Origin of the sequence: Pseudomonas parasichuanensis (genome assembly GCF_021601385.1) — a bacterium.
In the GTDB taxonomy this organism is placed as follows: domain Bacteria; phylum Pseudomonadota; class Gammaproteobacteria; order Pseudomonadales; family Pseudomonadaceae; genus Aquipseudomonas; species Aquipseudomonas parasichuanensis.
Genome location: NZ_BQHO01000005.1, coordinates 95,781 through 110,409 on the forward strand (window position 1 = coordinate 95,781; position 14,629 = coordinate 110,409).

Annotated in this window: 10 protein-coding genes; 9 read left to right on the forward strand and 1 reads right to left on the reverse strand. The window is 64.7% G+C overall.

The window, feature by feature from the left end; translation table 11 throughout:
• Positions 1-15: 15 nt before the first annotated feature.
• The gene (locus L6D77_RS06050; RefSeq protein WP_232882243.1) at positions 16-906 is read right to left on the reverse strand and encodes a LysR family transcriptional regulator ArgP; all 891 of its coding nucleotides are present in this window, start codon (positions 904-906) and stop codon (positions 16-18) included.
• 125 nt (positions 907-1,031) lie between these two features.
• Between L6D77_RS06050 and L6D77_RS06055 the strand changes: the two genes are divergently transcribed.
• The 9 genes from L6D77_RS06055 (at position 1,032) to L6D77_RS06095 (ending at position 14,620) form a co-directional block, all read left to right on the forward strand.
• Positions 1,032-1,631 (forward strand): LysE/ArgO family amino acid transporter, encoded by a 600-nt coding sequence (locus L6D77_RS06055; RefSeq protein WP_194792333.1) that lies wholly within the window; start codon positions 1,032-1,034, stop codon positions 1,629-1,631.
• A 374-nt stretch (positions 1,632-2,005) separates the two neighbouring features.
• Positions 2,006-2,602, forward strand: a complete 597-nt coding sequence (locus L6D77_RS06060) for a superoxide dismutase (protein WP_232882242.1) — start codon at positions 2,006-2,008, stop codon at positions 2,600-2,602.
• A 258-nt stretch (positions 2,603-2,860) separates the two neighbouring features.
• Positions 2,861-4,912 (forward strand): putative bifunctional diguanylate cyclase/phosphodiesterase, encoded by a 2,052-nt coding sequence (locus L6D77_RS06065; protein WP_236170028.1) that lies wholly within the window; start codon positions 2,861-2,863, stop codon positions 4,910-4,912.
• 149 nt (positions 4,913-5,061) lie between these two features.
• A complete protein-coding gene (locus L6D77_RS06070) occupies positions 5,062-6,399 on the forward strand; it encodes an imelysin family protein (protein WP_232882240.1) in 1,338 nt (445 codons plus the stop codon).
• A gap of 195 nt (positions 6,400-6,594) precedes the next feature.
• Positions 6,595-8,022 carry a di-heme oxidoreductase family protein gene (locus L6D77_RS06075; protein ID WP_232882239.1) on the forward strand — a complete coding sequence of 476 codons (1,428 nt, stop codon included), beginning with the start codon at positions 6,595-6,597 and terminating at the stop codon, positions 8,020-8,022.
• A 20-nt stretch (positions 8,023-8,042) separates the two neighbouring features.
• Positions 8,043-9,107 (forward strand): imelysin family protein, encoded by a 1,065-nt coding sequence (locus tag L6D77_RS06080; RefSeq protein ID WP_232882238.1) that lies wholly within the window; start codon positions 8,043-8,045, stop codon positions 9,105-9,107.
• 2 nt (positions 9,108-9,109) lie between these two features.
• Positions 9,110-10,207 carry a DUF1513 domain-containing protein gene (locus L6D77_RS06085; protein WP_232882237.1) on the forward strand — a complete coding sequence of 366 codons (1,098 nt, stop codon included), beginning with the start codon at positions 9,110-9,112 and terminating at the stop codon, positions 10,205-10,207.
• A gap of 221 nt (positions 10,208-10,428) precedes the next feature.
• A complete protein-coding gene (locus L6D77_RS06090; RefSeq protein ID WP_232882236.1) occupies positions 10,429-11,571 on the forward strand; it encodes an efflux RND transporter periplasmic adaptor subunit in 1,143 nt (380 codons plus the stop codon).
• 13 nt (positions 11,572-11,584) lie between these two features.
• On the forward strand, positions 11,585-14,620 hold the full coding sequence (locus L6D77_RS06095) for a multidrug efflux RND transporter permease subunit (RefSeq protein ID WP_232882235.1): 3,036 nt from the start codon (positions 11,585-11,587) through the stop codon (positions 14,618-14,620).
• Positions 14,621-14,629 lie beyond the last annotated feature (9 nt).

Genomic DNA, 14,629 nt, shown 5'->3' on the forward strand with positions numbered 1-14,629 from the left:
AGACGCTGGCCAGGCCTACAAGGGCACCAGCCAATCCCGTGCCGAATGGCGCAGGTGCTCGGTCAGCTGGGCGAGCAATTGCCCGCCGTTGCGCCAATGATGCCAGTACAGCGGTACGTCGATGGGGGTATCGCTGCAGATTTCCACCAGTTCGCCCCGGCCCAACTGCTCGGCCACCTGGCGCTCCGGTACCAGCCCCCAGCCCAGGCCCGCCTCGGTCATGCGCAGGAAGCCTTCGGACGAAGGGCACAGATGGTGCAGGAAACCGTCCTGGATACCCATCGATGCCAGGTAGCGATGCTGCAGGAAATCGTCCGGGCCGAATACCACCGCTGGCGTGCGCGCCAGCCGCGCCACCTCGAAGCCATTGGGGAAGTAGCGCGCCATGAACGCGGGGCTGGCCAGCGCCCGGTAGCGCATCGCCCCCAGCGGCATGCTTCGCGCCCCGGCCACCGGCCGTTCGCTGCCGCACAGGCAGGCCGCCACCTCACCGGCGCGCATGCGCTTGAGACCGACATCCTGGTCTTCCACCACCAGGTCCAGCAGCACCTGCTGCTCGGCACAGAACGCCCCCACGGCGCCCGCCCACCAGGTCGCCAGGCTGTCGGCATTGAGCGCGATGCGCAGGCGCTCGGGCATGCCCTCCACGTCCAGTGCCGGCACCTGGCGTTGCAGGTCGCGCTCCAGCAGGCGCACCTGCTGCACATGGTTGAGCAACTGGCGGCCGACTTCGGTGGGGCTGGGCGGCGTGGCCCGCACCAGCACCGGCTGGCCGACCCGCGCCTCGAGCAGCTTGATGCGCTGGGAGATGGCCGATTGCGACAGCCCCAGCACCTGGGCGGCGCGCTCGAAGCCCGCTTGTTCGATCACCGCGGCGAGAGCGGCGAGCAGCTTATAGTCGAACATCGATTTCTCTAATGAGTGATCAGCTCTATTTGTTTTTCTTATACAGCCGAGGGCGCCACAATGGCCACATCTTTCTTGGCAATCAACACCGGCCGCTGCGCCGGTGTCAGTGGAGTGTTGGCGCTATGTGGCAAAGCTATCTGAACGGCATGCTGGTGGCCTTCGGTCTGATCATGGCCATCGGCGCGCAGAACGCCTTCGTCCTGGCGCAGAGCCTGCGCCGTGAACATCACCTGCCGGTGGCGGCGTTGTGCATCGTCTGCGATGCGCTGCTGGTGGCTGCTGGAGTGTTCGGCCTGGCCACGGTACTGGCGCATAACCCGACGCTGCTGGCAGTGGCCCGCTGGGGCGGCGCGGTGTTCCTGATCTGGTACGGCGCCAAGGCCTTGCGCAGCGCCTGCTCCAAGCAGAGCCTGCAGCACCAGGAGGGCCAGGGCGTGCGCTCGCGCCGTGCGGTGCTGCTCAGTGCACTGGCGGTGACCCTGCTCAACCCGCACGTGTACCTGGATACGGTGCTGCTGATCGGCTCGCTCGGCGCCCAGCAGACCGTGCCCGGCGCCTACGTGGCCGGTGCCGCCAGCGCTTCGTTGCTGTGGTTCACCACCCTGGCCGTGGGCGCTGCATGGTTGGCGCCATGGCTGGCACGGCCGGCGACCTGGCGGATGCTCGACCTGATGGTGGCGGTGATGATGTTCGCGGTGGCGGCGCAGCTGATCTTCAACTGATATCAGGCCTGCATGGCCCTGTAGGAGCGGCCTCGCCGGGGCGCCGGACCGGCCGGAAAGGGGGGCGCAGCGCCCCCAGGATTTCAGCCTTTGCGCACAGATTGCCGGGGCCGCTCTGCGGCCCTGTCGCGACGCATGGCCGCTCCTACAGGGGCCGACGTCCATTCACCAATCTGGAAACGACCACCACCGATCGGCACCCGCCAACCGCTCTGGAACCTCTATTCCCTATAGTTGTTGCGTGGTTATGCGCAAGGCCCGGTGCTATGATCCAGCCCTTGCGTCGCAAAGAGTACAAACTCGCCGACGCTCACCGGGCCGCCCGTGATCGGCCTTGCGCAAACCGCGAACAGACCTGAATCAGGAGATCCACCATGGCTTTTGAATTGCCGCCGCTGCCGTACGCCCACGATGCCCTGCAGCCGCACATCTCCAAGGAAACCCTGGAGTTTCACCACGACAAGCACCACAACACCTATGTCGTGAACCTGAACAACCTGGTCCCAGGCACCGAATTCGAAGGCAAGACCCTGGAAGAGATCGTCAAGAGCTCTTCGGGCGGCATCTTCAACAACGCCGCTCAGATCTGGAACCACTCCTTCTACTGGGAATGCCTGTCGCCAAACGGCGGCGGCCAGCCGACCGGCGCCCTGGCTGACGCCATCACCGCCGCTTTCGGCTCCTTCGACAAGTTCAAGGAAGAGTTCACCAAGACTTCGGTCGGCACCTTCGGTTCCGGCTGGGGCTGGCTGGTGAAGAAGGCCGACGGCTCCCTGGCCCTGGCCAGCACCATCGGCGCCGGCTGCCCGCTGACCAGCGGCGACACCCCGCTGCTGACCTGCGACGTCTGGGAACACGCCTACTACATCGACTACCGCAACCTGCGTCCGAAGTACGTCGAGGCGTTCTGGAACCTGGTCAACTGGAAGTTCGTTGCCGAGCAGTTCGAAGGCAAAGTCTTCACGGCCTGATCAGCCAAGCCTTGAAAGAAAACCCGGCCGCCGCCGGGTTTTTTTTCGCCTGTTGCCTGCCTTTGTCCTCTTGCTCAGCACGCAGAGCGCGCTAACATCAATTTTCTGGAAAGTTGATGCAGCGCACTCAAGTCGCATGGCCACTTAACCGATATAGAGCCAAGGGCAATTCCGTCGATGGGCGGGCAATCGGTCGATAGTCTTGTTGCCAAGATTGATGGCAAAATAATGGCATGCGCATGGATTAAGGAAACCCCTTTGAAGCTGGAATTTCGCAACAGCTTGTCGGTCAAGTTGCTAAGGGTTGTGCTGCTGTCGGCGTTAGCGGTCGGCGTCGTGCTCAGCTGCGCGCAGATCGTCTATGACGTCTACAAGACCCGCCAGGCCGTGAACAGTGACGCCCAGCGCATCCTCGACATGTTCCGCGACCCCTCCACGCAAGCGGTGTACAGCCTTGACCGGGAAATGGGCATGCAGGTGATGGAAGGCCTGTTCCAGGACGAATCGGTGCGCATGGCCTCCATCGGCCACCCCAACGAAACCATGCTCGCAGAAAAATCCCGCCCGCTGCAGGACATGTCCATGCGCTGGCTGACCGACCCGATCCTCGGCCAGGAACGCACCTACACCACGCAACTGGTCGGCCGCGGCCCCTACAGCGAATACTACGGCGACCTGAGCATCACCCTCGACACCTCCAGCTACGGCGAAGGCTTCCTGATCAACGCCGTGATCATCTTCATCTCCGGGGTATTGCGCGCCCTGGCCATGGGCCTGGTGCTGTACCTGGTGTATCACTGGCTGCTGACCAAGCCGCTGTCGAAGATCATCGAACACCTCACCCAGATCAACCCCGACCGCCCCAGCCAGCACCAGATCCCGCTGCTCAAGGGCCACGAGAAGAACGAACTGGGTATCTGGGTCAACACCGCCAACCAGTTGCTGGCCTCTATCGAGCGCAACACCCACTTGCGCCACGAAGCCGAGAACAGCCTGCAGCGCATGGCCCAGTACGACTTCCTCACCGGCCTGCCCAACCGCCAGCAGTTGCAGCAGCAGCTGGACAAGATCCTCGACGACGGTGGCCGCCTGCAACGGCGCGTGGCCGTGCTGTGCGTGGGCCTGGACGACTTCAAGGGCGTCAACGAGCAGTTCAGCTACCAGGTCGGCGACCAGTTGCTGCTGGCCCTGGCCGACCGCCTGCGCGCCCACAGCGGCCGCCTCGGCGCCCTGGCCCGCCTGGGAGGCGACCAGTTCGCCCTGGTCCAGGCCAATATCGAGCAGCCCTACGAGGCCGCCGAGCTGGCCCAGAGCATCCTCGACGACCTGGAAGCGCCCTTCGACCTCGATCACCAGCAGATCCGCCTGCGCGCCACCATCGGCATCACCCTGTTCCCCGAAGACGGCGACAGCACCGAGAAGCTGCTGCAAAAAGCCGAACAGACCATGACCCTGGCCAAGGCCCGCTCGCGCAACCGCTACCAGTTCTACATCGCCAGCGTCGACAGCGAGATGCGCCGGCGCCGCGAACTGGAAAAAGACCTGCGCGAAGCCCTGCCGCGCAACCAGTTGTACCTGGTCTACCAACCGCAGATCAGCTACCGCGATCACCGCGTGGTGGGCGTCGAGGCACTGCTGCGCTGGCAGCACCCGGAGCTGGGCATGGTACCGCCGGACCAGTTCATCCCCCTGGCCAAACAGAACGGCAACATCATCACCATCGGCGAATGGGTACTCGACCAGGCCTGCCGTCAGCTGCGCGAATGGCACGACCTGGGCTTCAGCGAACTGCGCATGGCGGTCAACCTGTCCACCGTGCAGCTGCACCACAACGAGCTGCCGCGAGTGGTCAACAACCTGCTGCAGGCCTACCGCCTGCCACCGCGCAGCCTCGAGCTGGAAGTGACCGAGACCGGCCTGATGGAAGACATCAGCACCGCCGCCCAGCACCTGCTCAGCCTGCGCCGTTCAGGCGCGCTGATCGCCATCGACGACTTCGGCACCGGCTATTCCTCGCTCAGTTACCTGAAGTCGCTGCCACTGGACAAGATCAAGATCGACAAGAGTTTCGTCCAGGACCTGCTCGACGACGACGACGATGCCACCATCGTCCGGGCCATCATCCAGCTGGGCAAGAGCCTGGGGATGCAGGTCATCGCCGAAGGCGTGGAAACCGCCGAGCAGGAGAGCTACATCATCGCCCAGGGCTGCCACGAAGGGCAGGGCTACCACTACAGCAAGCCGCTGTCGTCGCGCGAGCTCACCGCGTTCCTCAAACAGGCGCAGCGCAACCAGGTCTCGGTGCTGTAACCCCCCGCCACGACAGACGATGCACCGCAAACGGGCGTTTGCATGAAATGCGCGCCCGCCCCTTTACAGCAAATGCAAATCTTTCGCATGATGTTGTGGTTTCGCGTGCCACGCCGCACGGTCCAACCACACGACGCAGGAAACCAATAATGATTCGTATGCCTCTGGCCTCCGCCAGTCTGCTGGCCATCGCCATCGCCCTCGCCGGTTGCGGCGAAGGCAAGAATGACAAGGCCGCCGCACCGCAAGCCCAGGCACCTGCCGCCGCCAGCACCACCACCGCAGCGCCGGGCGCTGTCGATGAAGCCGCCGGCAAGGCCGTGGTCAAGCATTACGCCGAGATGGTCTACGCCGTGTACAGCGACTCGCTGAGCACCGCCAAGCAGCTGCAAACCGCAGTGGACGCGTTCCTCGCCACGCCAAACGACCAGACCCTGAAAGCCGCGAAAGAAGCCTGGGCCGCCGCACGTGTTCCTTACCTGCAGAGCGAGGCATTCCGCTTTGGCAACACCATCATCGACGACTGGGAGGGCCAGGTGAACGCCTGGCCCCTGGACGAAGGCCTGATCGACTACGTCGACAAGAGCTACGAGCACGCCCTGGGTAACCCGGCCGCCAGCGCCAACATCATCGCCAACACCGAAATCCAGGTTGGCGAAGACAAGGTCGACGTCAAGGACATCACCCCCGAGAAACTGGCCAGCCTGAACGAGCTGGGCGGGTCCGAAGCCAACGTCGCCACCGGCTACCACGCCATCGAATTCCTGCTCTGGGGCCAGGACCTCAACGGTACCGGCCCAGGCGCCGGCAACCGCCCAGCCTCGGACTACCTGGAAGGCAAAGGCGCCACCGGCGGCCACAACGACCGCCGCCGCGCCTACCTGAAATCGGTCACCCAACTGCTGGTCAAGGACCTCGAAGAGATGGTCGGCAACTGGGCACCGAACGTGGCCGACAACTACCGCGCCACCCTCGAGGCAGAACCGGTCAACGACGGCCTGCGCAAGATGCTGTTCGGCATGGGCAGCCTGTCGCTGGGCGAACTGGCCGGCGAGCGCATGAAGGTCTCGCTGGAAGCCAACTCGCCAGAAGACGAGCAGGACTGCTTCAGCGACAACACCCACTACTCGCACTTCTATGACGCCAAGGGCATCCGCAACGTCTACCTGGGCGAGTACACCCGCGCCGACGGCACCAAGCTGAGCGGTCCGAGCCTGTCGTCGCTGGTGGCCAAGGCCGACCCGGCCGCCGACGCCACCCTCAAGGCCGACCTGGAAGCCACCGAAGCCAAGCTGCAGGTGATCGTCGACCACGCCCTCAAAGGCGAGCACTACGACCAGCTGATCGCCGCCGACAACGCTGCCGGCAACCAGATCGTGCGTGACGCCATCGCCTCGCTGGTCAAGCAGACCGGCGCGATCGAGCAGGCCGCGGGCAAGCTGGGCATCGACAACCTGAACCCGGACACCGCTGATCACGAGTTCTGATCAACCCGGTAGCGGTTCACGCAAAGAGGCGGCCTTCGGGTCGCCTTTTTGCTTTCAGGCCCTGTCGCGGGGCATGAAAACCAGCGAAATTACTGAAATTTCACATTCTTTTCATCCGTGTAATTGCAAATTGCTCTTATTCAAAAATGGCCGGCCTGATAAGCTTGCACGCCGGTTTTTCGCCCACGCCCAGGATTGTCGATGTCCTTGCTCCGCCTAAGCCCCCTGCTGCTGGCCCTCACCCTTGCCGCCTGTGACGACGCCCCGCGTTTCACCCAGGCCGAGCCCGGTGAAGCCCTCTCCGGCGGCCAGGCAACGGTACAGCGCAGTGACCGCAACGCCTTCTCCCTGCCCTCGGCCAACCTCAGCCCCGAGCGGCGCCTGGACTTCGCCGTGGGCAACAGCTTCTTTCGCAGCCCCTGGGTGATCGCCCCGTCCACCACCACCGCCCGTGACGGCCTGGGCCCGTTGTTCAATACCAACGCCTGCCAGAACTGCCACGTGCGTGACGGCCGCGGCCACCCGCCGGAACCGGGCGACAGCAACGCGGTGTCGATGCTGGTACGCCTGTCGATCCCCGACCAGCCGTACTACGCCCGGGTAATCGAACGCCTGGGCGTGGTGCCTGAGCCGGTGTATGGCACCCAGCTGCAGGACATGGCCGTGCCCGGCGTGGCGCCAGAGGGCAAGGTACGGGTGAGCTACGACAACCACACCGTCACCTTCAAGGACGGCCACCAGGTCGAGTTACGCCGCCCCACGCTGCAGATCACCCAGCTCGGCTACGGCCCGATGCACCCCGATACCCGTTTCTCGGCCCGCATCGCCCCACCGATGATCGGCCTGGGCCTGCTCGAAGCCATCGCCGAGGCTGACATCCTGGCCAACGAAGACCCGGATGACCGCAACCACGACGGTATCCGCGGCCGTGCCAACCGCGTGTGGGACGACGCCCTGGGCAAGACCGTGGTCGGCCGCTTCGGCTGGAAGGCCGGGCAACCCAACGTCAACCAGCAGAATGTGCACGCCTTCGCCGGTGACATGGGCCTGACCAGCACGCTGCTGCCCAAGGACGACTGCACCCCGGCCCAGGCCGACTGCCTGGCCGCGCCCAATGGCGATGGCGCCGATGGCGAAAAAGAGGTCAGCGACAACCTCCTGCGCCTGGTCACCTTCTACACCCGCAACCTCGGCGTACCGGCCCGCCGCGACGTCGCGGCGCCCCAGGTGCTGGCCGGCAAGAACCTGTTCTACCAGGCCGGTTGCCAAAGCTGCCACACCCCGCAGTTCACCACCGCCGCCAATGCCGCCGAGCCAGAGCTGGCCAACCAGGTGATACGCCCTTACAGCGACCTGCTCCTGCACGACATGGGCCCGGGGCTGAGCGACGAGCGCACCGAGTTCGCCGCCAACGGCCAGGACTGGCGCACCCCGCCGCTGTGGGGTATCGGCCTGAGCCAGACCGTCAGCAGCGATGCCCGCTTCCTTCACGATGGCCGCGCCCGCGACCTGCTCGAAGCCGTGCTCTGGCACGGCGGCGAGGCCCAGGCGGCGCGCGACCAGGTACTGACCTTCAATGCCGAGCAGCGCGCCGCGCTGCTGGCCTTCCTGAATTCACTTTAAAACGCGCTAAGGAGCCGGGCATGTTCCGACCCAAACTGTTGTTCACCAGCCTCGCCGCACTCGCCCTCGGTGCCTGCTCGCCGCAGGACCCACAAGCCGTGACCTCCGCCGCCATCGCCAAGCAGGTGATCCTGCCGACCTACAGCCGTTGGGTAGAAGCAGACCGCGCGCTGGCCGCCAGCGCCCTGGCCTATTGCGAAGGCAAGACCTCGCTGGACAACGCCCGCGCCGACTTCCTCAACGCGCAGAAAGCCTGGGCCGAGCTGCAACCGCTGCTGGTCGGCCCGCTGGCCGAAGGCAACCGCGCCTGGCAGGTGCAGTTCTGGCCGGACAAGAAGAACCTGGTCGGTCGCCAGGTCGAGCAACTGGTCAATGGCGACAAGCCGGTCGATGCCGAGTCGCTGGGCAAGGCCAGCGTCGTGGTGCGCGGCCTGTCCGCCTACGAATACATCCTGTTCGACAGCAAGCCGGATGTTGCCAGTGCTGAACAGAAAGCCCGCTACTGCCCATTGCTGGTGGCCATCGGCGAGCACCAGAAGGCACTGGCCGAGGACATCCTCAAGAACTGGAACAGCACCGACGGCATGTTGTCGCAGATGACCAAGTTCCCCAACCAGCGCTACGCCGACTCCCACGAAGCGATCGCCGACCTGCTGCGCGCCCAGGTCACCGGCCTGGACACCCTGAAGAAAAAACTCGGTGCGCCAATGGGCCGCCAGAGCAAGGGCATCCCGCAACCGCTGCAGGCCGAAGCCTGGCGCAGCCATTCCTCGCTCAAGAGCCTGGAAGCCTCGCTCAAGGCCGCCCAGACCGTATGGGTCGGGGTCGACAACCAGGGCCTGCGCGGCCTGCTGGGCAAAGACCAGGCGGCGCTGGCACAGAAGATCGACGACGCCTACGCGGCCACGCTCAAGTTGCTGGACGGCAACCAGAAGACCCTCGGCGAGCTGCTGGCCGACGAGGCTGGCCAGCAGGCGCTGAACCAGATCTACGACAGCCTGAACGTCCTTCATCGCCTGCATGAAGGCGAACTGGCCAAGGCGCTTAACATTCAGCTGGGCTTCAACGCCAACGACGGTGACTGATCATGCTGCGACGCCAGGCGATCAAACTCGGTAGCGTACTGCTCAGCGCCCTCACCCTGGGCGGCTGGAGCCTGTTTCGCAACAAAGGCAGCGAACCCTTGCTGCTGTCGGCGCGCGACGATGGCGACGGCAAGCATTACGCCGTCGGGTTCCGCCTGGACGGCACCCAGGTGTTCAGCACCCAGGTAGCCCAGCGTTGCCACGCGATCATCAACCACCCTGAGCTGCCCATCGCCCTGTTCGTCGCCCGCCGGCCCGGCACCGAAAGCTACCTGGTCGACCTGCGCGACGGGCGCCTGCTGCAAACCGTCACCTCGAAGCCGCATCGCCACTTCTACGGCCATGCGGTGATCCACAAGGGCGGCGAATGGCTGTACACCACCGAGAACGACACCACCGACCCAGGCCGTGGCGTGCTGGGCGTGTACCGCTTCGAAGGTGAGCGCCTGGTGCACACCGGCGAGCTCTCGACCCACGGCATCGGCCCCCACGAAGTGGCCTGGCTGCCCGACGGCGAGACCCTGGTGGTGGCCAACGGCGGCATTCGCACCGAGGCCGAAAGCCGGGTGGAGATGAACCTCGACGCCATGCAGCCGAGCCTGGTGCTGATGCAGCGCGACGGCACCCTGCTGAGCAAGGAAACCCTGGCCCAGCAGATGAACAGCGTGCGCCACCTGGCGGTGGGTGACGACGGCACCATCGCCGCCTGCCAGCAGTTCATGGGCGGCTCGCAGGAGACCGCCGAGCTGCTGGCGATCAAACGCCCCGGCGAGCCGTTCAAGGCCTTCCCGGTGCCCGAGCGGCAATTGCAGTCGATGGCCCAGTACACCGCCAGCGTCGCCATCCACAGCGACCTGCGGCTGGTGGCGCTAACCGCGCCACGGGCCAACCGGTTGTTCATCTGGGACCTGGACAGCGGCGCGGTGAAGCTCGATGCGCCGATGCCCGATTGCGCCGGGGTGGGTGCGGTGCAGGATGGTTTCGTCGTGACCTCCGGGCAGGGGCGTTGCCGCTTTTACGACTGCCGCAAGGCAGAGCTGATCGGGCAACCGATGAACCTGCCATCCGGGTTCTGGGACAACCACCTGCACCTGGCCTGATGGCTCTGTTGCCTGCACCGGCCTCATCGCCGGCAAGCCGGCTCCCACAAAGGTTATGCGCAACCGGAGTGGGAGCTGGCTTGCCAGCGATGAGGCCATAACAGGCAGCCATCTCCTCCCCTTTTCCGAAAAACCGACAATACTTTCCCCCATCGCACGTGGGCAGGATCGCCCGTGGTCGCGCGTAATCCATAACAACCTCGCCTCCAGGGAACCGGACCATGTTGCGCCGCCGCATGCTGATCATGTTGGCCGTTGTCTTGCTGATCGTGCTGATCCTGGGGGGCATCAAGGCCTTCTCCATCTACAAGCAGGTGCAGATGTTCAGCCAGCCCAAGCCGCCGGTCAGCGTTGCCGCGGCCCAGGCCGAACTGCGCCAGTGGCAGCAGCGCCTGCCGGCGGTTGGCAGCCTCAAGGCCTACCAGGGCGTTGAGCTGAGCCTGGAAGTGGCCGGCACGGTCAAGTCGCTGCACTTCGAGTCGGGCCAGCAGGTCAAGGCCGGGCAACTGCTGCTGCAACTGGACCACGACCAGGAAACCGCGCTGCTGGGCACCGCCCAGGCCGACCTGAACCTGGCCAAGGTCGACTTTGGTCGCGGCAGCCAGCTGGTCGGCGACTCGGCCATCTCCCGCGGCGAATACGACCGCCTCACCACCCAATACCGGCGCAACCAGGCGGTGGTCGATCAGCTCAAGGCGTCGCTGGCGAAAAAAAGCATCAGCGCGCCGTTCAGCGGCACCATCGGCATTCGCCAGGTGGATGTCGGTGCCTACCTCGCCAGTGGCACGGTAATCGCCACCCTGCAGGACCTGTCCAGCCTCTATGTCGACTTCAACGTGCCGGAACAGGCCCTGCCGCAGCTGAGCCTGGGCCAGCAAGTGCTGGTACAGGTGGCGGCCTACCCAGGCCAGACCTTCCCCGCCAGCCTCAGTGCGATCAACCCCAAGGTCGAGGAAAGCACGCGCAACCTGCTGGCCCGCGCCACCCTGGCCAACCCCGACGGCAAGCTGCTGCCGGGCATGTTCGCCAGCCTGCAGCTGCTGCTGCCCAACCCACAACCGCAGGTGGTGGTGCCAGAGAACGCCATCACCTTCACCCTGTATGGCAACTCGGTCTATGTGATCACCCCGAAGAAGGCCGCGGATGGCCAGCCAGCGCCCGCTGCCGACGGCCAGCCGCAGTTGATCGCCGAACAGCGCACCGTGCAGACCGGCGAACGGCGCGACGGCTGGGTGGTAGTGAACAAGGGCCTGCAGGCCGGCGACCAGGTGGTGACCGCCGGCCAGCTCAAGCTCAGCCCCGGCGCGGCAATCCGTATCAGCGACGACCAGGTCCTCAAACCTGCGGCGCCTGGCGCGAACTGAACAGGAGCCGGCCATGGCGTTCACCGACCCGTTCATCCGTCGCCCGGTATTGGCCAGCGTGGTCAGCCTGCTGATCCTGCTGCTGGGCCTGCAAGCCTGGAACAAACTGCAGATCCGCCAGTACCCGGCCATGGAAAATGCCCTGATCACGGTGACCACCGCCTACCCTGGGGCCAATGCCGAGACCATCCAGGGCTACATCACCCAGCCGCTGCAACAGAGCCTGGCCAGCGCCGATGGCATCGACTACATGACCTCGGTGAGCCGGCAGAACTTCTCGGTGATCTCGGTCTACGCACGCATTGGCGCCGACACCGACCGCCTGTTCACCCAACTGCTGGCCAAGGCCAACGAGGTGCGCAACAAGCTACCCCAGGACTCGGAAGACCCGGTGCTGAGCAAGGAAGCGGCCGATGCCTCGGCGCTGATGTACATCAGTTTCTACAGCACCCAGATGAGCAACCCGCAGATCACCGACTACCTGTCACGGGTGATCCAACCCAAGCTGGCCACCCTGCCCGGCATGGCCGAAGCGCAGATCCTCGGCAACCAGGTGTTCGCCATGCGCATCTGGATCGACCCGGTGAAGCTGGCCGGCTTTGGCCTGTCGGCGGTGGACGTGACCAATGCCGTGCGCCGCTACAACTTCCTCGCCGCCGCCGGTGAGGTGAAAGGCGAGTACGTGGTCACCAGCATCAACGCCAGCACCGAGCTCAAGACCGCCGATGCCTTCGCCGCCCTGCCGGTCAAGACCGCCGGCGACAGCCGGGTGCTGCTGGGCGATGTGGCACGCATCGAGATGGGCGCCGAGAACTACGACACGGTCAGCTCGTTCGACGGTACGCCTTCGGTGTACATCGGCATCAAGGCCACCCCGGCAGCCAACCCGCTGGACGTGATCAAGGAAGTACGCAAGCTCATGCCGCAGCTGGAGGAAGAACTGCCGTCGAGCCTGAAGGTGTCGATCGCCTACGACGCCACGCTGTTCATCCAGGCCTCGATCAATGAAGTGATCAAGACCCTGGGCGAGGCGGTATTGATCGTCATTGTCGTGGTGTTTCTGTTCCTCGGCGCCCTGCGCTCGGTGGTGATCCCGGTGGTGACCATCCCGCTGTCGATGATCGGGGTGCTGTTCTTCATGCAGATGATGGGCTACTCGCTGAACCTGCTGACACTGCTGGCCATGGTCCTGGCCATCGGCCTGGTGGTGGACGACGCCATCGTGGTGGTGGAGAACATCCATCGCCATATCGAAGAGGGCCAGACCCCGTTCGAGGCGGCGCTCGAAGGCGCGCGGGAGATTGCCTTGCCGGTGGTATCAATGACCATCACCCTGGCGGCGGTGTATGCGCCGATCGGTTTTCTCACCGGGTTGACCGGTGCCTTGTTCAAGGAGTTTGCCCTTACGCTGGCCGGTGCGGTGATCATTTCCGGCATCGTCGCCCTGACCCTGTCGCCGATGATGTGCGCGCTGCTGTTGCGCCACGAGCAGAACCCTACGGGCCTGGCCCATCGCCTGGACCTGATCTTCGAGAACCTCAAACTGCGCTACCAGCGCCTGCTGCACGGCACCCTCGACAGCCGCCCGGTGGTGCTGGTGTTCGCCGTGTTGATCCTGTGCCTGATCCCGGTGCTGCTGATGTTCACCCGCAACGAACTGGCCCCGGACGAGGACCAGGGGGTGATCTTCATGATGAGCAGCTCGCCACAGACCGCCAACCTCGACTACCTCAATGCCTACACCGACAAGTTCACGCCGTTGTTCAGGACCTTCCCCGAGTACTACTCGTCGTTCCAGATCAACGGTTTCAACGGCGTGCAAACCGGTATTGGCGGTTTTCTGCTCAAACCGTGGAGCGAACGCGACCGCACGCAGATGGCGTTGTTGCCGCTGGTGCAGGCCAAGCTTTCACAGATCGGCGGCCTGCAGATCTTCGGCTTCAACCTGCCCTCGCTACCCGGTACCGGCGAAGGGTTGCCGTTCCAGTTCGTGATCAACACCGCCGGTGACTACCCTGCCCTGCTCGATGTGGCCCAGCGCGTCAAAACCCGCGCCGAAGCTTCCGGCAAGTTCGCCTTCCTCGATATCGACCTGGCATTCGACAAGCCTGAGGTGCTGATCGACATCGACCGCGCCAAGGCGGCGCAGATGGGCGTGTCGATGGACGCCCTGGGCGGTACCCTGGCCACCCTGCTGGGCGAGGCGGAGATCAACCGTTTTACCCTGGAGGGCCGTAGCTACAAGGTGATCGCGCAGGTCGAGCGGCCCTACCGTGCCAACCCCGGCTGGCTGAACAACTACTACGTGAAGAACGACCAGGGCCAGCTGCTGCCGCTGTCTACCCTGATCACCCTCAGCGACCGCGCCCGGCCGCGTCAGCTCAACCAGTTCCAGCAGCTCAACTCGGCGATCATCCAGGGGGTACCGATGGTGAGCATGGGCGAAGCGCTGGACACCGTGCGTGCCATCGCCCGCGAGGAAGCCCCCGAGGGTTTCTCGGTCGACTATGCCGGCACGGCGCGGCAGTTCGTGCAGGAAGGCAGCGCACTGTGGATGACCTTTGGCCTGGCCCTGGCGATCATCTTCCTGGTGCTGGCGGCGCAGTTCGAGAGTTTCCGTGATCCGTTGGTGATTCTGGTGACGGTGCCGTTGTCGATCTGTGGGGCGTTGTTGCCGCTGTTCCTTGGGGTGTCGAGCATGAACATCTATACCCAGGTGGGGCTGGTGACCTTGATCGGGTTGATTACCAAGCACGGCATTCTGATCGTCGAGTTTGCCAACCAATTGCGGGAGGAGAAGGGCCTGGGGGTGCGTGAGGCGATCGAGGAGGCGGCGGCGATTCGGTTGCGGCCGGTGCTGATGACCACGGCGGCCATGGTGTTTGGGATGGTGCCGTTGATATTGGCGACCGGGGCTGGGGCGGTTAGCCGGTTTGATATCGGGCTGGTGATTGCTACGGGGATGTCGATTGGGACGTTGTTTACGTTGTTTGTGCTGCCTTGTATTTATACGGTGTTGGCGCATAAGGGGCGGGGTTTGGCTGGGTGAGTTTTTGGC

Coding starts and splice junctions, on each gene's coding strand:
- L6D77_RS06050 (WP_232882243.1), bottom strand. CDS start 906: ATGTTCGACTATAAGCTGCTCGCCGCTCTCGCCGCGGTGATCGAACAA.
- L6D77_RS06055 (WP_194792333.1), top strand. CDS start 1,032: ATGTGGCAAAGCTATCTGAACGGCATGCTGGTGGCCTTCGGTCTGATC.
- L6D77_RS06060 (WP_232882242.1), top strand. CDS start 2,006: ATGGCTTTTGAATTGCCGCCGCTGCCGTACGCCCACGATGCCCTGCAG.
- L6D77_RS06070 (WP_232882240.1), top strand. CDS start 5,062: ATGATTCGTATGCCTCTGGCCTCCGCCAGTCTGCTGGCCATCGCCATC.
- L6D77_RS06080 (WP_232882238.1), top strand. CDS start 8,043: ATGTTCCGACCCAAACTGTTGTTCACCAGCCTCGCCGCACTCGCCCTC.
- L6D77_RS06085 (WP_232882237.1), top strand. CDS start 9,110: ATGCTGCGACGCCAGGCGATCAAACTCGGTAGCGTACTGCTCAGCGCC.
- L6D77_RS06090 (WP_232882236.1), top strand. CDS start 10,429: ATGTTGCGCCGCCGCATGCTGATCATGTTGGCCGTTGTCTTGCTGATC.
- L6D77_RS06095 (WP_232882235.1), top strand. CDS start 11,585: ATGGCGTTCACCGACCCGTTCATCCGTCGCCCGGTATTGGCCAGCGTG.